Annotated in this window: 12 protein-coding genes and 6 pseudogenes; 9 read left to right on the top strand and 9 right to left on the bottom strand. The window is 65.0% G+C overall.

What is annotated here, in order from left to right:
* Window positions 1-175 precede the first annotated feature (175 nt).
* Window positions 176-490: pseudogene (locus EDF69_RS18955) on the bottom strand (MerR family transcriptional regulator); the annotation flags it as partial.
* Here EDF69_RS18955 and EDF69_RS18950 point away from each other — a divergent pair.
* The 3 genes and pseudogenes from EDF69_RS18950 to EDF69_RS18940 all read left to right on the top strand — a co-directional run.
* Window positions 447-1,409: pseudogene (locus tag EDF69_RS18950) on the top strand (OmpP1/FadL family transporter); the annotation flags it as partial. The pseudogenes EDF69_RS18955 and EDF69_RS18950 sit on opposite strands and share 44 nt — an antisense overlap.
* Window positions 1,410-1,421: 12 nt before the next feature.
* Window positions 1,422-2,171: an electron transfer flavoprotein subunit beta/FixA family protein gene (locus tag EDF69_RS18945; protein ID WP_132883704.1), complete on the top strand. Its 750-nt coding sequence runs from the start codon at window positions 1,422-1,424 to the stop codon at window positions 2,169-2,171.
* 161 nt (window positions 2,172-2,332) lie between these two features.
* A complete protein-coding gene (locus EDF69_RS18940; protein WP_132883705.1) occupies window positions 2,333-3,262 on the top strand; it encodes an electron transfer flavoprotein subunit alpha/FixB family protein in 930 nt (309 codons plus the stop codon).
* Window positions 3,263-3,388: 126 nt separating this feature from the next.
* On the opposite strand, the gene EDF69_RS18935 is transcribed toward EDF69_RS18940, so the two are convergent.
* From EDF69_RS18935 to EDF69_RS18925, 3 genes are read right to left on the bottom strand one after another with little or no spacing between them, the layout of a single operon-like run.
* Complete coding sequence (locus tag EDF69_RS18935; RefSeq protein ID WP_132883706.1) at window positions 3,389-5,488, bottom strand: malate synthase G; 2,100 nt, start codon at window positions 5,486-5,488, stop codon at window positions 3,389-3,391.
* Between the two features lie 11 nt (window positions 5,489-5,499).
* Complete coding sequence (locus EDF69_RS18930; protein ID WP_165890034.1) at window positions 5,500-5,676, bottom strand: hypothetical protein; 177 nt, start codon at window positions 5,674-5,676, stop codon at window positions 5,500-5,502.
* Between the two features lie 12 nt (window positions 5,677-5,688).
* Window positions 5,689-7,278 (bottom strand): isocitrate lyase, encoded by a 1,590-nt coding sequence (locus EDF69_RS18925; RefSeq protein WP_132883707.1) that lies wholly within the window; start codon window positions 7,276-7,278, stop codon window positions 5,689-5,691.
* A gap of 120 nt (window positions 7,279-7,398) precedes the next feature.
* Here EDF69_RS18925 and EDF69_RS18920 point away from each other — a divergent pair, with 120 nt between their 5' ends.
* Together EDF69_RS18920 and EDF69_RS18915 are read left to right on the top strand one after the other, a co-directional pair.
* Window positions 7,399-8,796 (top strand): short-chain fatty acyl-CoA regulator family protein, encoded by a 1,398-nt coding sequence (locus EDF69_RS18920; protein WP_132883708.1) that lies wholly within the window; start codon window positions 7,399-7,401, stop codon window positions 8,794-8,796.
* A gap of 118 nt (window positions 8,797-8,914) precedes the next feature.
* On the top strand, window positions 8,915-10,018 hold the full coding sequence (locus EDF69_RS18915; RefSeq protein WP_132884640.1) for an IS630 family transposase: 1,104 nt from the start codon (window positions 8,915-8,917) through the stop codon (window positions 10,016-10,018).
* 170 nt (window positions 10,019-10,188) lie between these two features.
* Here the strand turns inward: EDF69_RS18915 and EDF69_RS18910 are convergent.
* Window positions 10,189-10,506, bottom strand: a pseudogene (locus EDF69_RS18910) (integrase core domain-containing protein); the annotation flags it as partial.
* A gap of 153 nt (window positions 10,507-10,659) precedes the next feature.
* Between EDF69_RS18910 and EDF69_RS18905 the strand changes: the two are divergent.
* Window positions 10,660-11,953: pseudogene (locus tag EDF69_RS18905) on the top strand (IS110 family transposase).
* A gap of 213 nt (window positions 11,954-12,166) precedes the next feature.
* Here EDF69_RS18905 and EDF69_RS18900 read toward each other — a convergent pair.
* From EDF69_RS18900 to EDF69_RS18890, 3 genes and pseudogenes are all read right to left on the bottom strand, one after another.
* Window positions 12,167-12,490: pseudogene (locus EDF69_RS18900) on the bottom strand (DDE-type integrase/transposase/recombinase); the annotation flags it as partial.
* A 201-nt stretch (window positions 12,491-12,691) separates the two neighbouring features.
* Entirely contained in the window at window positions 12,692-13,720 is a 1,029-nt protein-coding gene (locus EDF69_RS18895; RefSeq protein WP_204991311.1) for an IS110 family transposase, read from the bottom strand.
* A 64-nt stretch (window positions 13,721-13,784) separates the two neighbouring features.
* Window positions 13,785-14,284: pseudogene (locus EDF69_RS18890) on the bottom strand (transposase); the annotation flags it as partial.
* A 348-nt stretch (window positions 14,285-14,632) separates the two neighbouring features.
* Here EDF69_RS18890 and EDF69_RS18885 point away from each other — a divergent pair.
* The 3 genes from EDF69_RS18885 to EDF69_RS18875 all read left to right on the top strand — a co-directional run bounded on the left by EDF69_RS18885 (window position 14,633) and on the right by EDF69_RS18875 (window position 18,677).
* Window positions 14,633-17,095, top strand: a complete 2,463-nt coding sequence (locus tag EDF69_RS18885; protein ID WP_425336697.1) for a membrane-bound PQQ-dependent dehydrogenase, glucose/quinate/shikimate family — start codon at window positions 14,633-14,635, stop codon at window positions 17,093-17,095.
* Between the two features lie 191 nt (window positions 17,096-17,286).
* The gene (locus tag EDF69_RS18880; protein WP_125960852.1) at window positions 17,287-17,724 is read left to right on the top strand and encodes a hypothetical protein; all 438 of its coding nucleotides are present in this window, start codon (window positions 17,287-17,289) and stop codon (window positions 17,722-17,724) included.
* On the top strand, window positions 17,721-18,677 hold the full coding sequence (locus tag EDF69_RS18875) for a cation transporter (protein WP_204991473.1): 957 nt from the start codon (window positions 17,721-17,723) through the stop codon (window positions 18,675-18,677). Before EDF69_RS18880 ends, EDF69_RS18875 begins: the two co-directional genes overlap by 4 nt.
* Window positions 18,678-18,716: 39 nt before the next feature.
* Here EDF69_RS18875 and EDF69_RS18870 read toward each other — a convergent pair whose 3' ends face one another.
* Complete coding sequence (locus EDF69_RS18870; RefSeq protein ID WP_204991472.1) at window positions 18,717-19,655, bottom strand: NADP-dependent oxidoreductase; 939 nt, start codon at window positions 19,653-19,655, stop codon at window positions 18,717-18,719.
* Window positions 19,656-19,699 lie beyond the last annotated feature (44 nt).

The raw sequence follows: 19,699 nt of genomic DNA, 5'->3' as shown, positions 1-19,699 counted from the left end.
ACGGGGCCGTGTCTCGCAGGGGACACGGCCCTCTTCGGCTTGAAGCTGGGTCCGATAGCAAGGATTATGTTAAATTGGATTAGGTCTCGAACGTTTGGTCGCTTCGTATCGGCACTGGTGACGCGCCTGAAGCCGGCGTTCGTCGCTGAGCAATGTTGAGTTCGCCGTCGTCGGGGCGATCTGCGCGGGACTTCATCTGTTCGACGTGCTGCGGATCGGCTTCGTACAGATCGAGGAACTCCTGGATGTCGCGGAGCGAGAAGCCAAGGCGCTTGCCGCGAAGGATCAGCTGCATCCGGCCCGTCTCGCGCTTGGTGTAGATGCGCACCGTTCCGATCCTGCGCGGTTCGATCAGGCCGCGATCCTCGTAGAACCTGAGCGTTCGCGGCGTAATTCCCAAGAAGTCGGCCACTTCCTGGATGCCCCGCAGTTCCTCTTCACTTTCGGTGCTGCCGTCGGGCGCGATCGCCCTGCCGCTGACCGATCGCATCGCCGTGGGCCTAGCGGTGACGTCGCCGTACAGCTTCACAACCAACTATGACGAGAACAGCTGGGCTCGCTATTCGGCGGATCGCACACGGCTGAGGACGATCGACATCCAACCATCGCTTGGCATCGCGCTGACCGACTGGCTGCGGGTCGGCGGCGCGGTCAATGTCGAGTACACAGACGCCAGCCTCAGCAACAAGCTGCCGAACCTGTCGGCCGCGCTGCCCGATGGGGAACAGCGGCTCGCCGGCGACGGCTGGGATCTCGGCTGGACGGCGGGTGTCCAGCTCCATCATTAGTGGGCGACCGTGGGCATCGCGTACAAGTCGGCCATCGAGCATCATCTGAAGGGCGAGCTGGAAATCTCCGGCCTTGCGGGTCCGCTCGCCGCCTCTAACCGTACTGTTTCCGATGCGCGGGCGTCCTTCTACACGCCCGCGCAGATCATCGTCGGCAGCCGCTTCCGCGCGTCCGATGCGCTGACGCTGAATACCCAGGTGGTCCGCTATACCTGGAGCAAGTTCGACGCGATCCGGCTCGGCGCGGCGATCAACACGGCCATTCCCGAGAACTATCGCGACAGCTGGAGTCTGGCGGGCGGTGTGGATTATGCCGTGTCCCCGACCGTGACGCTGCGCGCGGGCGTGCAGCATGCCATTACCCCCACACGTGACGGCGATCGCGACGCGCGCGTGCCGGATTCCGACCGGTGGAATTATGGCGCCGGCGCGACGTTCAAGCTGATCCCGGGCCTGTCGATCGACGCCGCCGCGAACTATGTAGACTTTAAAGACTCGACCATCGACCGGATCACCGCCGCCTATGCGGGCACGGCGGTGCAGACGCCGATCGTGACCGACGGGTCGCTGGAGGATGCGCACGCGGTGGTTCTGTCGCTTGGCGCTCGGCTGACGTTCTGAGGAGAGGTTCCGATGAAGGTGCTGGTATCTGTCAAGCGGGTGCTTGACTACAATGTGAAACCTCGCGTGAAGGCGGACGGGTCGGGCGTCGACCTCGCCAACGTCAAGATGAGCATGAACCCCTTCGACGAGATCGCCGTCGAAGAGGCGATCCGGCTGAAGGAAAAGTCGGGCGTCACCAAAGTGGTCGTGGTCTCGATCGGTGAGCCCAAGGCGCAGGACACGCCCCGCACCGCGCTGGCCATGGGCGCCGACCGAGCCATCCTGGTCACCAGTGAGCAGAAGGTGGAGCCGCTGGGCGTCGCCAAGATCCTGGCGAAGATCGTCGAGGAGGAGCAGCCTAGCCTCGTGGTTCTGGGCAAGCAGGCGATCGACGACGACAACAGCCAGACCGGACAGATGCTGGCGGGGCTGCTCGGCTGGGGCCAGGGTACCTTCGCCTCGAGGGTGACGCTGGCGGCGGACAGCGTCACCGTGACGCGTGAGGTGGATGGTGGGCTGGAAACCGACCGCTTCACCCTCCCCGCGATCGTCACCACCGACCTGCGCCTCAACGAGCCGCGCTATGCCTCTCTGCCCAACATCATGAAGGCTAAGAGCAAGCCGCTCGCCCAGAAGACGCCGGCCGACTACGGCGTCGACGTCACCCCGCGTATCAAAACGCTCAAGGTGGTCGAGCCTGGCAAGCGCCAGGCGGGCATCAAGGTAGCCGATGTCGACGAACTGGCGATGAAGCTCCAGGCGATGGGCATCGCAAAGTAAGGATGATCCTCCCCTCCCCGTTTGCTGAGGAGGGGCTGAGCGAAGTCGAAGACCCGTCTCGAAGGGCCCCGCCTCCAGGTGGACGTGTTTCGAAACGGCATTTCGACAGGCTCAATGCCTCCTCGACGCGAACGGGTGGGAGTGGCTGAAGGAACGGAAGCATGAAAACGTTGGTCTGGGTCGAGCATGACGGTTCGACGGTAAAGGATGCCACACTCGCCGCGGTCACCGCCGCGTCGAAGCTGGGCGAGGTGAACCTGCTCGTCGCCGGGCAGGGAGTGGACGGCGTTGCCCAGGCTGCCGCGCAGATCGCTGGCTCGGGCACGGTGCATGTCGCCGACGATGCCGCCTATGCACATGCGCTGGCCGAGAATGTCGCCCCGGTGGTGGTTCAGCTGATGGGGAACCACGATGCCTTCGTTGCGCCTGCGACCACCACGGGCAAGAACATCGCGCCGCGTGTCGCCGCGCTCCTCGACGTGATGCAGATCAGCGACATATTGTCAGTCGAGGGCGAGGATAGCTTCACCCGCCCGATCTATGCCGGCAACGCGATCGCCACCGTGCAGACGAGCGACGCCAAGAAGGTCGTAACCGTCCGCACCACCGCCTTCGACAAGGCGGCCGCAACTGGCGGGTCGGGCACGGTCCAGCCCGTCACTTCGACGGGCGATAAGGGTGTGTCCACCTATGTCGGCTCCGAACTTGCCGAGAATGCACGCCCCGAGCTCACCAGCGCCAAGGTGATCGTTTCGGGCGGCCGGGCACTCGGCTCTGGCGAGAAGTTCCACGAACTGATCGAGCCGCTTGCCGACAAGCTGGGCGCGGGCGTCGGCGCGAGCCGCGCGGCGGTGGATGCGGGCTATGTTCCCAACGACTATCAGGTCGGCCAGACCGGCAAGATCGTCGCACCGGAAGTCTACATCGCGGTCGGCATCTCCGGCGCGATCCAGCACCTGGCGGGCATGAAGGACTCCAAAGTGATCGTCGCGATCAACAAGGACGAGGACGCACCGATCTTCCAGGTCGCCGACATCGGCCTGGTGGGAGATCTGTTCACAGTCGTGCCGGAACTGACGGCGAAGCTGTAGGCCGGGTGAGGTGGGCTGGCTGGTCGGGTGTGGGCGCTTCGCAGCACCCGTCAGACAGCCCGCCGGTGACACGGCTGAAAGAAGCATCTTCTTCAAGTTGCGAATCGCCGCAGTTCAGTACCGACGCTAAGCCGCAGACTTCGAGTGCATATTCCCCGCACTTTTTGCCTGAAGACGGAATCGATGTAGCAGCGGCTCGGTGTAGCCGTTCGGCTGGGCGACACCCTCGAACACGAGCGCCTTTGCCGCCTGCATCGCGAAACTGTCGGGTGTGAGCGGCCGGTACAGCGGATCGCCGGCATTCTGCCCATCCACCCTCGCCGCCATACGGGCGAAGGCCGCATCCACTTGCTCGTGCGTGGCAACGCCGTGAAGCAGCCAGTTCGCCAAGTGCTGCGCACTGATCCGAAGCGTCGCGCGATCTTCCATCAGGCCGACATCGTGGATGTCCGGCACCTTGGAACAGCCCACGCCCTGGTCGATCCAGCGAACCACATAACCCAGGATACCCTGGACATTGTTGTCGAGTTCGGCCCGCACTTCTTCGGGCCGCCAGTTCCGCCTGGTCGCGACCGGAACGGTCAAGAGGTCGGCGATCGGGGCCACCACTTCCCCGGCCCGCGCCGCCTGGCGGTCCGCCACCTTGATCGCGTGGTAGTGCGTCGCGTGCAACGTCGCCGCGGTCGGACTCGGCACCCAGGCGGTGCTGGCGCCGCTCATCGGATGTGCCGCCTTGTGCGCCAGCATGTCCGCCATGCGGTCGGGCGCCGCCCACATGCCCTTGCCGATCTGCGCCCGTCCAGCCAGTCCACAAGCCAGGCCGACTTGAACGTTGCGATCCTCATAGGCGCGGATCCACGTCGCTTCCTTCATCTCGCCTTTGCGGATCATCGGGCCGGCATGCATCGCGGTATGCATCTCGTCTCCCGTACGATCGAGGAAGCCGGTGTTGATGAACGCGATCCGGTGCCGGACGGCGGCGATACAGGCGGCGAGGTTGGCGGAGGTGCGTCGCTCTTCGTCCATGACGCCGACCTTGATCGTGTGGCGCGCGAGGCCGAGCAGGTCCTCCACCGCGTCGAACAGACGGTCGGTGAAGGCGCATTCCTCCGGCCCGTGCATCTTGGGCTTGACGATGTAGATCGACCCCGCACGGCTGTTGCGCCGACGGCCGAGCCCCATGAGGTCGTGCAGCCCGACCAGGCTGGTGACGATCGCGTCGAGAATGCCTTCCGGTGCCTCGCTGCCATCCGGCAGCAGGAGCGCTGGCGTGGTCATCAGGTGGCCGACGTTGCGCACGAACAGCAGCGAGCGGCCAGGCAGGACCAGCTCGATCCCATCCGGAGCGACGTAGCGCCGGTCCTCAGCAAGCCGCCGCTCCAAGCGCCTGCTACCCTTCTCGAACATGACGGTCAGGTCGCCGCACATCACGCCCAGCCAGTGGGCATAGCCCGCGACCTTGTCCTGCGCGTCCACTGCCGCGACAGAGTCCTCCAGGTCGACGATCGTCGTCAGCGCCGATTCGAGCAGCACGTCCGCGATCCCGGCCGGATCGCTCCGGCCGATCGGGTGTGTGCGGTCGATCACCAATTCGATGTGCAGACCGTTGTGGCGCAGCAGCAGGTTCTCGCCGGACCGGCCGATCAGCTGGCGAGGGTCGGCGAGGTCGGGCGCATCACCGCTCCACTCGGCCCAGCTTTTGCTCGCCAGCGGAACGGTGCGGTCCAGAAACTGCCTGGCCCAGGCAATCACCTGCGCCCCACGCCCGGCATCGTAGCCGCCCGGAGGCGCCGTACCCGGCAGCGCGTCTGTGCCGTACAGCGCGTCATAAAGGCTGCCCCAGCGGGCGTTCGCCGCGTTGAGCAGGAAGCGCGCGTTCAGCACCGGCACGACCAGCTGCGGCCCGGCCAACTGTCCTACCTCCGCATCGATGCCGCTGGTATCGATGCGGAACGGCGCGGGCTCGTCCGCCAGGTAGCCGATGCCGCGCAGGAAACTCTCATCCACCGCTTCGCCTGCTGCGTAACGCGCGTCGATCGCTGCCTGCAACTCGTCGCGCCGCGCCAGCAGCGCCCGGTTCTCCGGCGCGAACCGCTGAAAGATCGCGGCCACCCCCGCCCAGAACCGGTCGGGCGCGATGCCTGTCGCCGGCAATGCCCGCGCCTCCACAAAGGCCGCCAGCACTCCAGCGACACGCAGCCCCGCCCGATCGCAATAGGTTGTCATCGTCCCTCGGCTCAACCCAGTCGGCCTAGCCGGTGGAACAGGTTGACGTACTTCACCGACTCCGGCGCGTCCTGAACCTCCGGCTGCTTCAGGTAGTGCATCACCGCTTTCCTGAGCAGACCGAAATCCTCGTTGGAGAAGACGGCTCGGGCGCGAGCGGGGGTGGGCTGGATGGTGTCGGTCGTCATGCTTCCTCTCCTTCAGGCGAACTGGTTCATGGTGTTGTGAACGCCGCCGGCTTTCAGGGCGGAATCCCCGGCGAAATATTCCTTGTGGTCGTCGCCGATGTCGCTGCCGGACATGTTCTGGTGCCGGACGCAGGCGATGCCGTCGCGGATCTCGCGACGCTGCACGCCGGCGACATAGCCAAGCATTCCCGCTTCCCCGAAATAGTCGCGGGCGAGGGTGTCGGTGCTGAGCGCCGCGGTATGATAGGTCGGCAGCGTGATAAGGTGGTGGAAGATGTTCGCCCGCGCGCTTGCGTCGCGCTGGAACGTCCGGATCCTCTCGTCCGCCTCGCGCGCCAGCTCGGTCCCGTCATAGATTACGCTCATCAGCGCCGCGCGCTCGTAGTCGGCGAGATCGCGCCCCTCCGCCGTCCAGGCGTCGAACACCTGCTGGCGGAAGTTCAGCGTCCAGTTGAACGAGGGCGAGTTGTTGTAGACCAGCTTGGCGTCGGGAACAACCGCGCGGATGCGGTCGGTCATGGCCGCGATCTGCTCGATATGCGGCTTCTCCGTCTCGATCCACAGCAGATCGGCGCCATGCCGGAGTGCCGTCACGCAGTCGAGCACGACCCGGTCCGCACCGGTGCCCTCGCGGAACTGGAACAGGTTGGACGGCAGCCGCCTGGGCCGGACCAGCTGTCCGTCCCGTTCGATCAGCACGTCGCCGCGCAGGGCCGCGAGGTCGCTGACCTCCTCGCAGTCGAGAAATTCATTATACTGGCCGCCGAGGTCCCCCGGTTCGCGGCTATAGGCAATCTGCTTGGTCAGCCCCGCGCCGAGTGAGTCAGTGCGGGCGACGATGATCCCGTCCTCCACGCCCAATTCGAGGAAGGCGTAGCGGCAGGCGCGGATCTTGGCGATGAAGTCCTCATGCGGGACGGTGACCTTGCCGTCCTGGTGGCCGCACTGCTTCTCGTCCGACACCTGGTTCTCGATCTGGAGCGCGCAGGCGCCCGCCTCGATCATCTTCTTGGCGAGGAGATAGGTCGCCTCGGCATTGCCGAAGCCGGCGTCGATGTCGGCGATGATCGGCACGACATGCGTCTCGAACGCGTCGATACGTTCCAGCAGGTCGCGCTCGCGTGCGTGGTCGTTGGTGGCCCGCGCGGCGTCGAGGTCACGGAACAACAACCCCAGCTCGCGTGCGTCCGCCTGCTTCAGGAAGGTGTAGAGCTCCTCGATCAGTGCGGGAACGCTGGTCTTCTCGTGCATCGACTGGTCGGGAAGCGGCCCGAACTCGGACCGGAGCGCCGCCACCATCCAGCCCGACAGGTAGAGATACCGGCGCGCGGTGGAGCCGAAATGCTTGCGAATGCTGATGACCTTCTGCTGGCCGATGAAGCCGTGCCAGCAGCCGAGCGACTGGGTGTACCGCGCCGGGTCAGCGTCGAACGCTGCCATGTCCGCCCGCATGATCCGCGCCGTATGCCGCGCGATGTCGAGCCCGCAGTCGAAGCGGTTCTGGAGCCGCATTCGCGCAGCTGCCTCCGCTGCGATGCCGTTCCAATTCCCGTGGCGCGCGATCAAACCCACCAATTCCGCGACAAGGTCCTGATAGATCATTGATCCCTCCGTAAGTCGTAGGCGGTGGTGAACGGGCCCCGTACGGATCGGAAGGACGGATATTGACGATGGGTCAGATCGTGACTTGATCACGTTGTCGTATGATGACAAACCGACAGTGTGGCGCCAAATCGCGATCGGAAGCTTTATCTCGGACCGCGCCTGCGGATGCTCCGGCGCGAGCTGGGCATCAATCAGACGCGCATGGCGGAGGAACTGGGCGTCTCGCCGAGCTACCTCAACCATCTGGAGCGGAACCAGCGTCCTCTCACCGCGCAGATGCTGCTGCGACTGGCGGACACCTATGACATCGACGTGCGCGGCTTTGTGGCGGGCGCGAACGAAGCTGCGGCGAGCGACCTGCACGAGATCTTTGCTGACGATCTAGTCCGCGAGATCGGCATCGGCCGCCAGGAGGTGTTGGAAGTCGCAGAAAACTACCCCGGCGTCGCGGAGGCGGTGAAGCGGCTGTACCGCGCACTTGCGGACCTGCGCCAGTTACCCGCCCGGGTCGAAACGGCGGGCGCGTCAGATACCCGCCTGTCCTCGCCCCTCGCCTGGTCGCGCGACTGGCTAGACCGGCGTCGCAATCATCTTCCCGAGCTGGACGAAGCGGCGGAGGCGCTATCGCTGGGCATCTGCGACGATCCGGAGGTGCTGCGCGAGGCGATGGTAGCGCGATTGCGCGAACAACATGGCACCACTGTTCGGGTCGTCCCGATGGAGGTTCTTCCCGGCGCGCTACGCCACTACGACTTGCACCGGCGCCGTTTGATGCTCTCGGAACAGCTCTCGGCCGCGAGCCGCCTGTTCGGCATCGCCGTGCAGCTGGCGCAAGTGGAGTTGAGCGAGGCTATCGCTGCTGCCGTTGTGATCGCCGGTCCGCCCAATGCGGAAACGCGAGCGCTCGCCTTCCAGATCGCGACGAACTACGCGGCGGCCGCGCTGGTAATGCCCTATGCCCGCTTCCACGCCGCCGCCGAAGCAAGTCGATACGACCTCGACCTCCTCTCACATCGCTTCGGCGCGTCGATCGAGCAGGTCGCACACCGGCTGACCACGCTTGATCGACCGGGTGCGCGAGGCGTCCCGCTGTTCTTTCTCAAGCTGGATGTTGCCGGCAATGTTGCCAAGCGTTTCGCGGAGGCAAGCACGCCCTTTGCCCGCTTCGGTGGCGGTTGCCCACGCTGGCGCGTCCACCGGGCAATACGCCGGCCTGGGGAGACAGTGGTCGACTTGGCCGTGTTGCCGGACGATGCGAGATATCTGACCTGGGCACGGGCGATCAGCGCGCCCGCAGATACAGAACCGACGCTGCTGGTTCTGGGCTGTGAGGCGCGCCACGCCGATCGGATCGGATACGCAGCCGCGGCGAGCGGAACAACACCGATCGGTCCGGCCTGCCATCTATGCGAGCGCCCAGACTGTCCGGATCGTTCGCTTCCACCGATCACGCGAGCACTCGCCCCGGAGACGTTCCGAAGGCCTACCACGCGTTATACCTTTCGCCAGATCTAGCGTCGTCGTTGTTTCACGCCGGTTCTGGTCCTGACGAGCTTTATGAAAGCTCGATCCTAGTCACCTGGAACTGAAGTAAGTCGCATTGTATGCTGGCTCCGCTGATGAGGAGCTTGGCATGGCGAACGCGGGCGGCCGACCGACGATGCCTCTGGTGTTGGAGGCGGAGGAGCGGGACTATCTGGAGCGGCAGGTTCGCCGGCGGCGGGTGTCTCGCTCGATGTCGGAGCGGTGCCGTATTATCCTTCGCTGTGCGGACGGTATTCAGAGCAAGGTTGTCGCTGCTGAGTTGGGCGTGCACGAGCACACAGTCGGTAAGTGGCGACGGCGCTTCCTGAAGGACCGAGTTGAGGGACTGATGGACGAGGCTCGGCCCGGACGACCGAGAACGATCGACGATGATCAGGTTGCTGCCGTGATCGAGCGCACACTCCGCTCCACGCCAACTGACGCGACCCACTGGTCGATACGCTCGATGGCGGGTGCGACCGGCTTCTCCCACACGACGATCCGGCGCATCTGGTCGGCCTTTGGGCTGCAACCGCATCGGTCGGAGACGTTCAAGCTGTCGAGCGATCCCCTGTTCGTGGAAAAGGTCCGCGACATTGTCGGGCTCTATCTCTCCCCGCCTAACCGCGCGTTGGTGCTCAGCGTCGACGAGAAGAGCCAGATCCAGGCGCTCGATCGAGAGCAGCCGGTCCTGCCGATGATGCCAGGAGTACCCGAGCGGCGCACTCACAGTTACGTCCGTCACGGCACGACCTCGCTGTTCGCAGCGCTCGACATCGCTTCGGGGTTCGTGATCGGCAAATGCTACAAGCGTCATCGCGCCGCCGAGTTTCTGGACTTCCTTAAGCAGATCGACGCCCAGGTGCCGCCCGATCTCGATGTCCACATCATCATGGACAATTACGCGACCCACAAAACCGCGCTCGTCCGGGCCTGGCTCGCCCGCAGGCCGCACTATCATGTGCATTTCACGCCGACTTCGGCTTCGTGGATCAACCAGGTCGAGCGCTGGTTTGCCGAACTTACCCGCAAGCAACTGCGCCGCGGCGTCCATACCTCCACCAATCAGCTCGAGCAGGACATCCGTGCCTTCATCGAGCGCCACAACGAGAACCCGAAGCCCTACCGATGGACCAAGTCCGCCGACGAGATACTCGCCTCCGTAAAGCGCTTCTGCCAAGCCGCAGACCGTACGTTATGCGGCGAACTTTAGATTCAGGTGACTAGAGCGGTGGCTTAAGCCCGCGATGGTCGCCATGACGATGCTTTCCTGGTGACCGCGCGTGCTCACACAGTTAGTCGGGAGCATCGCAGTGACGGTCCCCCGGTTTCTCATCCGGGCGTGATGCGAGCTTCCGGCTTGCATGACGGTCCCCCGGTTTCTCATCCGGGCGTGATGCGAGCTTCCGGCTTGCATCCGCCGGGGTTAACCCCGGCGGATGCAGCATATTCAGCTGGCGTCAGCCAGCCAAGAGCCGTGTGAGGACGGCTCTCGTTATAGTCCCGCCGCCAAGCCTCGATCTTGATCCGGGCATCAGCCAGCGACAGGAACCAGTGGCTGTTCAGGCACTCGTCGCGCAGGCGACCATTGAAGCTTTCGACGAAGGCGTTGTCGGTAGGCTTGCCCGGCCGCGAAAAGTCGAGCGTGACGCCGTTTTCATAGGCCCAGCGGTCGAGCGCCTTCGAGATGAACTCCGGCCCATAGCACATTGGGAAGCGGCCCCTCGAAGGGGCGCACCGCCTTGATGAAGGCAAGGGCGCGTAGCGCCCGCAGGCTTCATCAAGGCGGTCATGATCGGCCCGCAGGTCTCTAAAGTGAAGTTGTCGACTCAACCCTTTGGAGACAGACCGACCATGACCAAGCGTAGCTCTAATCCCACCGACGCCGTGCTGGTAGCCATCGATATGTCCAAACACCGCCAGGAGGTCCTGATCGAACGTCCAGAAGGCGGACGCCGACGTCGCATGACGGTGATGGCGACAAAGGCAGATTATGATCGCTTGGCCACGGATCTTAGCGACATCGGGCGTCCGATCATCGTCGGCTTCGAGGCTACTGGTAACTACCATCGCACGCTGGCGCATCGCCTGCTGTCCGCCGGCTTCGAGTTGCGCTTGATCTCGTCCGTTGCCTTGGCTCGAACGCGCGAGGCTCTGCACAATGGCTGGGACAAGAACGATTCCAAGGATGCGCAAGTGATCCTGCACATGCTGCGGATTGGCGCCACCCAGCGATACGTCGATCCGCTCGCCGCCGGGATCAACGACCTGCAGGAGATGTCGAAAACGCACGAGGCGATCTCCAAGGCTAAGACGCAGACATGGCATCGCATCCTGACCCACTACCTGCCGCTCTATTTCCCGGAGATTGAACGCTTCGCTGGCAACAGCCGATCCGACTGGTTCCTTGCTCTGCTCGAACGATTCCCGACCCCAGCCAGCATGACTGTGCTCGGCCAGGAGACTTTCTCCCGCGAAGCATGGGACTTGGTCGGCCGCAAGGTGTCCAAAGCCCGGCTGATCAACGATATCTACGAGACCGCCTGCGCCTCCGTGGCGCTACCTGTCGACGAGGATTCCGTCTCGATCGCTATGTTCCGCATGGTGATCGCCCAAGCACGCAACCTGATCCGACAGCGCGACGAGATCGAGCGAACGGCGCATGCCATGCTGGCCGAAAACCGCGATTATCAGCTCTTGCGCATGATCCCCGGCATTGGGCCCATCAATGCGTTGACCATTCTCGCCGAGGCAGGCGATCTACGCCGCTTCAGCCATCACCGCCAGTTCCTGAAGTTCTGCGGTCTTGATCTTGCGACCCGGCAGTCCGGCACATTCCGAGGCCGCACGATGCTGTCCAAATACGGTAATGCGCGATTGCGGCGGACCTTTTGGATGGCTGCCCAGGTCGCCGCACGTCAGCGCAACAACAGTTTCCGCGACAAGCTCGGACGATACACTGCCGGGCACGCGGACGATGCCGATCGTCGCCGCAAGGCGATGACGGCGCTCACCGCCAAGATGGCGCGCGTTGCCCATGCCGTCATCAAGACGGGGACAGAGTACCGACCGTTCCTTGAACGGTCGGATGCCAGGTGGAAGGACCCCTCTCTGCAAGTGCCGTGAGGGCGCGAAAGCGACCCTGTAGATAATGTTCGGGCCTTCCACCTGGGTGCGTATCTCGTTCTAAGGACGGTGAGGACCACGGCCGCTTCGGCGCCGCTGGATCCTGTGTTTGCTATGGCAGGGAGCGATCCCGTTGACGGTGGAAGCCATCTGGCTCAGAATGCATGCCTCGCCGCTCAATGTCGGCGCATAGAGATCTGTTGACCAAATCTCGCTTTCCTTCGTGACCCAGGACGTTGTCCACCCTGATGGTCTTCGGCGCACCACGCACCGAAGCGATCCGCGCCATCGCGGTCACCACCTGCTCGCCCTTGATGCCCTGGTCGACGTCGATCGCCAGAGCCTCGCGCGTGAAGGCGTCGACCACCGTTAGCGCTCGCAGCCGGCGACCGTCGAACAGCGCGTCCGAGACGAAGTCCATCGACCACATCTCGTTCGGCGCCGATGCCGCCGGCTGGCGCTCGCGGTTCGCGGCGCTGACGTTGCGGCGGGGCCGCCTGAGCCGAAGGCTCAATCCATCCTCCCGATACAGCCGGTACACACGCTTGTCGTCTAATCGGTCAAGCCGTTTGCCAAGGTGCTCGTAGTCGATCTTCTTTTGCGCATCGTTGTCGTCTTCGAGGTCAGGACGGGTCCAGCCTCAGCATGGCGCCAGATCGCCGGCCTCTCGATGTGGTTCCCGTGTTCCAGATGGTCACGAAGCGGGTCACGAGATGGCCGTGGCCGCACCCTGGCGGGGCGGCAGCTCGGAAAGCAGATATCAGGCCATGGCAGTCACCTTTGGGTCAAAGCCTCGCCCGTCGATCCACATCCGGTGCAGGATCACCGCCAGCTTGCGGGCCAGCGCAACGCGCGCCTTCCAGAAGCCCGATCTCCGGCCGATGGCGGCAGCCCAGTCCTTCAGCGCCGACGCCTGCGAGGTCCGCGACAGCATGACATTGGCCGCTTCGAACAGCAGCTTGCGGGTGAGACGATCTCCGCACTTGGAGATGCGGCCGTTGATGTCGACCTCGCCCGACTGGTAGCGACGCGGAGTGAGACCGAGATAGGCGCCGACATCCTGCGAGCGTCGGAACCGGTGAGGATCCTCGATGGTGGTCATGAAGCTGACGGCCGTCAGCGGTCCGACGCCGGGCATCGTCATCATCAAGCGGCAGGCGCCGCTTTGCCGGGCAACCCGGCCGAGCTGCTTGGCAATGGCAAGCTGTTGCTCCCGCAATGTGCTCAGCATCGCCAGTAGGCTCTCGAACAGTGCGGCGACCACCGGATCGTCCGGCAGCGTTGCCCGGACCTGACGTTCGAAGGTGCCACCCTTTCCGGGTCCGACCAGAATGCCGAAAGTCTTCGCCAGGCCGCGTATCTTGTTGATGAGCGCGGTGCTCATGCCGACCAGCTGGTCTCGCGTGATCAGGAGCGCACGCAACCGGTGCGTATCCATCGAGCGAACAGCGACCGGCCGGTACCAGCCCGAGCGGACCAGCCGTGCCAACCCAAACGCGTCGTTGCGGTCCGTCTTGTTCATCTGCAGCTTCAGCGCTGCCGCAGCATGCCTGGCATGAAGACACACCACCGGCAGCTCTCGCTCGGTCAATGCGTGCCACAACCACACGGTCATCGGGCCCGTCTCGATACCGATCCTCACGGCTCCTGCGGCCCTCCGCGCCAGCACGGCCGCAATAGCGTCCGGGTCCGTTCGCGACTTACCGTCCCATATGCGATCGCCCGTTTCGTCCACGACGCAGATCGCGGTCTCCTTCATCGACACATCTAGGCCAACATAGCAGGTCATCTTCCGTCCTCCTCTTCAGGGGACGACAGGCTATCCCAACGAGCACCGCTCCTGATTACGCCATGTGGTTCACGAGCCAGCCTTCCCGCCGCAGTAGAATATAGATCCGGAAATAGCCGTAGCGCACCCGTGCCGCCGCCAGATCGCGGATGCGCAGCCGCAGAGGAGCCTGGTCTGGCTTGTGCGACACGTAGCGCACCGACGAGCGGTCGACGCCGAGCGCGAGGCAACTGCGCCGCTCGCTGATGCCATGGGACGCCTGGACGTGCGCGACAATCTCGCGCCGCCGCCCAGGCGTCAGAGCTTTTTTGCGAGCACGTCCTGCAGGATGTGCTTGTCGAGGCTCAGGTCCGCGACGAGCTGCTTCAACTTGCGGTTCTCGTCCTCGAGCTGCTTCACCCGCCGCAACTCGCCCACACCCAGCCCGCCATACACCTTCTTCCAGCGGTAGAACGTCTGCTCGGATACCCCCATCCGCCGGATCACCTCCGCCACCGGCGTGCCGGTCTCCGCTTGCTTCAGCGCGAACGCGATCTGCTCTTCCGTGTACCTCGACTTCTTCATGTCCCAGCTCCTTGCACACAGGCTTTAAAGGGCCGGAAAACTCTCACTCAGCTTGGATGAAAAAACAGGGAGAACGTCACCTGTCAGCAGCACCCAAATACTCTGCCGGTCAAAGCCATTCATGGAACGGATGCAAACTCCGTCCATTCTCCATCCGTTGAGGAGGGCGAGCATGACCACGACGACGCACCCGAGGCGATCTTGGCCGATCCAACCCATAGCTGATCTTGCGACTATGGTCCCAGGTCCCTTGCAGCAACTCAGACTTCGATCCGACCGGAAAGGGCGCTGCGCGCTGGTGAAGCAGCATAGCTTGCGCGGCAACGGTCGTCGTGAAGGAGCCCCGTCGTGACCGACTCCAGAACCTCTTCCTTCGGCAGTCCCCCTTCGCAAGTGCAGGCGGGTCCAGAAACACGCCGCTGGGGTAGCTGGAGTTCGATCGTCGTCGGCGCCGTGATCGCGCTGATCGGACTGATCCTGGCGGCAGGAGGCGCATGGCTCGCCATGCTGGGCGGGTCCCTTTATTATCTGGTCGTCGGCGTCGCGATGGCGGTGGCAGGCGCTCTGCTCATCAAGGGGCGGCTTGCCGGCGGCTGGCTGTATCTCGGCATCGTTGCTGTCACCTTCATATGGGCATGGTGGGAATCGGGTCCGGATGCCTGGGCGCTGGTGCCGCGGATCGTCGCGCCCGTCGTGCTGCTGGTCGCCGTGCTGCTCGTGATGCCGACGCTGAGCTGGCGGCGTAACCGCTGGCAGCTGGCGCTGGGCGGCGTGGCGGCGGCGGTGCTGGTCACCGGGGTGAACCTGTGGGTGGCGGACGCCAATGCGCCCAATCCGATCTGGAGCCAGCTGCCCGCACCCGGCACCGCCGGGATGGCAGATCCGTCCGGTCAGCAGGTCGGCGCCGACTGGCCGGCCTATGGCGGCACGTACAGCGCCCGGCGCTACTCGCCGCTGGCGCAGATCAATCCGGCAAACGTCGGCAAGCTGGAGCGAGCGTGGTTGATCCACACCGGCGACCTGCCGAAGTCGGAGAAAATCCGGAACACCTATGGCGCGGAGACGACGCCGCTGAAGATCGGCGACACGCTCTATCTGTGCACCCCCAAGAATATCATGATTGCGCTGGAGGCGGCGACCGGCCGGGAGCGCTGGCGCTACGATCCCAAGGTGCCGGACGAGGCAATTCCCTATACCGCCGCGTGCCGCGGCGTCGTCTATTATGCGGTTCCGGGCATGGCAGCCGACCAGGTTTGTGCGACCCGGATCATCGAAGGCACGCTCGACGCGCGCCTGATCGCCGTGGATGCACGCAGCGGCCGGCTCTGCCCGGACTTCGGCACCAACGGCCAGACGGACGCGAAGGTCGGCATGGGAGAGGTGCCGCCGGGCTTCGTCTCGATCAATTCGCCGCCGACGCTGGTGCGCGGGGTGCTGGTGACCGGGCATCAGGTGCTCGATGGACAGGACCGCTGGGCGCCCTCTGGCGTGATCCAGGGCTTCGACGCGCGCACCGGTCAGCTGCGCTGGGCGTGGGACATGATGAACCCGCAGTGGAGCGGCTATCCGCCCGAGGGCCAGACCTGGGCACGCGGCACCCCCAACATGTGGACGATCGCTTCGGGCGACGAGCAGCTGGGTCTGGTCTATCTTCCGATGGGCAATGCGGCGGTGGATTATTACTCCAGCCTGCGCCGGCCGGAGGAGAAGCGGTTCGCAACCTCGCTGGTCGCGATCGACGTGACCACGGGCAAGCCCCGCTGGCGCTTCCAGGCGGTGCGCAACGACGTATGGGACTATGACTTCGGCGCACAGGCGACGCTCGTCGATTTCAAGGGCACTCCGGCGCTGGTGCTGCCGTCGAAGCAAGGCGACATCTATGTGCTCGACCGCCGCAACGGTCGTGCGCTGACGCCGGTGGGCGCGATCCGCGCCCCCTCGGGCGGCGTCGAGCCGGAGCAGCGCGCCGCCACCCAGCCGGTGTCGCTGTGGCACACGCTGCGCAAGCCCGACCTGGCCGAGCGCGACATGTGGGGCATGTCGCCCATCGACCAGATGATCTGCCGCATCCAGTACCGTAAGGCGAGCTACAAGGGCTTCTTCACGCCGCCCGAGGCCGGGCGTCACTCGATCGAATACCCCGGCTATAACGGCGGCACCGATTGGGGCGGCATCGCGGTCGATCCACAGCGCGGGGTGATCGTCGCCAATTACAACGACATGCCCAACTACGTCACGCTGGTGCCCCGCGCCGAGGCGAACAAGCGGGGCTGGGCGCCGCGCGATCAGGCGCGCGGCGACATCGGCGGCGCGGAGGGTGCCGGCGATCCGCAGGCGAACACGCCCTATGCGGTCGACGTGAATGCCGGCTGGCGCAACAAGTTCTGGCCGTTCTCGAAGAACGGCACCGGCATGCTGTGCAAGGAGCCTCCCTATGGCGGCATCCGGGCGATCAACATGGCCGACGGCAAGATCATCTGGGATCGTGCGTTCGGGACCGCACGCACCAACGGGCCGTTCGGTATTCCCTCGATGCTGCCCTTCACCATCGGCACGCCCAACAACGGTGGCGCGGTGGTGACCGCCGGCGGACTGGTGTTCATCGCCGCGGCCACCGACAATCTGATCCGGGCGATCGACCTGCGCACCGGCAAGACGATCTGGCAGGATGTGCTGCCGGGCGGCGGCCAGGCGACGCCGATGACCTATGAAGCGAACGGCAAGCAGTATCTGGTGATCATGGCGGGCGGACACCACTTCATGGAAACGCCGGTCAGCGACGCGCTGATCGCCTATGCGCTGCCCGATTGAGGCGGGTGCCCGGGAGCAGGTCGCGAAGGCGCACCCTGCTCCCGGCGACGGGCGGCTGGTGCCCGGGGCAGGTATCACGGTCGACAGAATGCAAGCCTGGCGGCGTATCGTTCCGCCCTTTTCCGAGGACCGCAGCCAGCTCGGCTTCCGCCTGATTCGGTAATCGGGCGAAATCCGATATGGGGTGGCGCATGCGAGCCCTGTTCCCCCTCTTCTTCTTTCTGTTGGCCAGCTGCGGGGACATCCCGCGCGATCCGGACGGCAGCCTGAAACGCATCCGGCGAGAACGGGTCCTGCACGTCGGAATGGTCGAGGGCGCCGATCTCCAGAGCATCCGCCGTGCCGACGCCCTGATCGCGGCCTTGGCGAAGGACACCGGGGCGAACCCGGCCGTGACCCGCGACGGGCAAGAGGCGCTGCTGCTGCGACTGGAAGCCGGCGACCTCGACATCGTGGTCGGCGGGCGTTTCGCCGAAGACACACCTTGGAAGACCCGCGTCACGCTTGGTCCCCCGCTCGCGTCCGAGACGGCAGCGGCAAGCACGCTGAACGACCATGCGGTGACACGCAACGGCGAGAATGCATGGATCATGCTGGTGCAACGAGAGGCAAGGAAGGTGGCACGATGAGCAACGCCCTGCCCGAAGCGCTCGTGCCGCTGATGCGCCGCGCCGAGCGGCTGGAATGGTGGTCGATCGCCTGGACGATCAGCGTGATCGCCGTGATGGGCGCGGCAATGGGATCCAGCCAGACGATGAAGACGGCCTGGATCGAGGATTGCCTGAGCCTGATCCCGCCGATCGTGTTCCTGGTCGCCGTCCGGGTTGAGCGCTGGGCGCCGACAAACCGGTTTCCGAACGGCTTCCAGCGCGCGCCCAGCCTCGCCTTCGCCATCGCGGCGGCAGCGCTGACGGCGCTCGGTGGAAGCTTGCTGGTGAACTCCGCGATGAGCCTGTTCGCGCAGGAACATGCCACCATCGGTGCCATCGACGTCTTTGGTCACGAATTATGGCTCGGCTGGGTCATGGTCGCAGCCCAGATCTATTCGATCGTGGTGCCGCTGGTGCTCGGCCGGCTGAAGCTGCCGCTGGCCAGGGCACTCAACGACAAGACGCTGTTTACCGACGCGCAGACCCAGAAGGCGAACTGGATGACCGGCATCGCCGGGATCGGTGGCGTGATCGGGATCGGGCTCGGCTATTGGTGGGCCGATGCCGTAGCGGCCGGCATCATTGCTCTGGACATCCTCAACGACGGATTGCGCGCCCTTTGTGCGGCAACGGCCGAGCTGGTGGACGGAACGCCGCGGGCTCTCGACAGTCCGAAGATCGCCGAAGATGCCGCCGCCATAGACCAGCTACTCAGAGCCCGCTTCCCGGGCGCGGAGGTCCGGTTGCGCGAAACCGGCCGGATCATCCACGCGCAAGTGATCGGCGCGACGCCTCCTGCACAAAAGGTGTATCCCGCAACCTATTGGACTGGGGATCCGGAACGATCCTGGCGCCTGGGCCAGATCAGCTTCGTGGCACCCGAGCCGGCTGAGCAGGAGCCCGCGGCATCCGCATCGAAGGGGAACGGCTGAGTCCTATGCCGGTGCTGACCGACCGCCCGCGCCGCTGATTTAGAAGGTCAGCACGATCTTTCCGCGGACATGGCCCTTCTCCAGCCGCTCGTATGCAGAGGGCGCGTCTTCGACGGGAAACACCGCGGCAACCTCGACCTTCACCTTGCCCGCGTCGATCAGCGCCGCGATTTCGCCGAGCTGCTTCGTGTTGACCTGTGCCAGCCAGCGTTCCGGCACGCGGATGTTGCGGTCCCTGCCCTTGTCGGGTTCGGCGACATCGAGCGTGGAGACGAGCGTGCCACCGTCGCGCAGCACGGCAAAGGACCGGGTCTGCGTCTCGCCGCCGACCAGGTCGAGCACGAGGTCGATGTCGGTCGCGACGTCCTCGAACCGCTGGTTCTTGTAGTCGATCGCCGTATCCGCGCCGATCGAGCGGACATAGTCGAGATCGCCCGTCCCCGCGGTCACGAACACCGTCGCGCCCTTTGCCTTGGCGAATTGGACGGCGAGGTGTCCCACGCCACCGGCACCGCCATGGATCAGCACGCGTTGCCCCGCCTGCAAGCCGCCGTGGTCGAACAGCCCCTGCCACGCCGTCATGCCCGCCAGCGGCACCGCGGCCGCATGCACGAGATCGATCGAAGCTGGCGCGGCGGCAAGCTCCAGCGCCTTCACCACCACATATCCGCTCTGCCCACCGCGATCGAAGCCGATGAAGGCGAACACGGGGTCGCCCTTGCGAAGCATATAGTGCGCACGGGTGCCGACCGCCTCGATCGTCCCGGCAAGGTCGCGGCCCAGAATGGCGGGCAGCGCGTCCTCGCCGACCGGCGGGAACTCGCCCTCGCGCGTCTTGTAGTCGACAGGATTCAGGCTGGCGGCGGCGACCCGGACCAGCACCTCGTCATCCTTGGCCTGGGGGATCGGGACCGGTTCGACCCGCAGCACCTCCGGCCCACCAAATGCGTGCACCCGTACCGATTTGCTCTCGTGCATCTGTGCCTCCTGAAACTTGGGCAGGCCCTTCTCGTGGGCCGATC

Source organism: Sphingomonas sp. JUb134 (assembly GCF_004341505.2).
In the GTDB taxonomy this organism is placed as follows: domain Bacteria; phylum Pseudomonadota; class Alphaproteobacteria; order Sphingomonadales; family Sphingomonadaceae; genus Sphingomonas.
This window is presented reverse-complemented; position numbering and strand designations above follow the sequence as displayed.

What these genes read in the sequence shown, in the direction of transcription:
- EDF69_RS18945 (WP_132883704.1), top strand. Translation starts at nt 1,422, where the DNA reads ATGAAGGTGCTGGTATCTGTCAAGCGGGTGCTTGACTACAATGTGAAA.
- EDF69_RS18940 (WP_132883705.1), top strand. Translation starts at nt 2,333, where the DNA reads ATGAAAACGTTGGTCTGGGTCGAGCATGACGGTTCGACGGTAAAGGAT.
- EDF69_RS18935 (WP_132883706.1), bottom strand. Translation starts at nt 5,488, where the DNA reads ATGACAACCTATTGCGATCGGGCGGGGCTGCGTGTCGCTGGAGTGCTG.
- EDF69_RS18930 (WP_165890034.1), bottom strand. Translation starts at nt 5,676, where the DNA reads ATGACGACCGACACCATCCAGCCCACCCCCGCTCGCGCCCGAGCCGTC.
- EDF69_RS18925 (WP_132883707.1), bottom strand. Translation starts at nt 7,278, where the DNA reads ATGATCTATCAGGACCTTGTCGCGGAATTGGTGGGTTTGATCGCGCGC.
- EDF69_RS18915 (WP_132884640.1), top strand. Translation starts at nt 8,915, where the DNA reads ATGGCGAACGCGGGCGGCCGACCGACGATGCCTCTGGTGTTGGAGGCG.
- EDF69_RS18895 (WP_204991311.1), bottom strand. Translation starts at nt 13,720, where the DNA reads ATGACCTGCTATGTTGGCCTAGATGTGTCGATGAAGGAGACCGCGATC.
- EDF69_RS18880 (WP_125960852.1), top strand. Translation starts at nt 17,287, where the DNA reads ATGCGAGCCCTGTTCCCCCTCTTCTTCTTTCTGTTGGCCAGCTGCGGG.
- EDF69_RS18875 (WP_204991473.1), top strand. Translation starts at nt 17,721, where the DNA reads ATGAGCAACGCCCTGCCCGAAGCGCTCGTGCCGCTGATGCGCCGCGCC.
- EDF69_RS18870 (WP_204991472.1), bottom strand. Translation starts at nt 19,655, where the DNA reads ATGCACGAGAGCAAATCGGTACGGGTGCACGCATTTGGTGGGCCGGAG.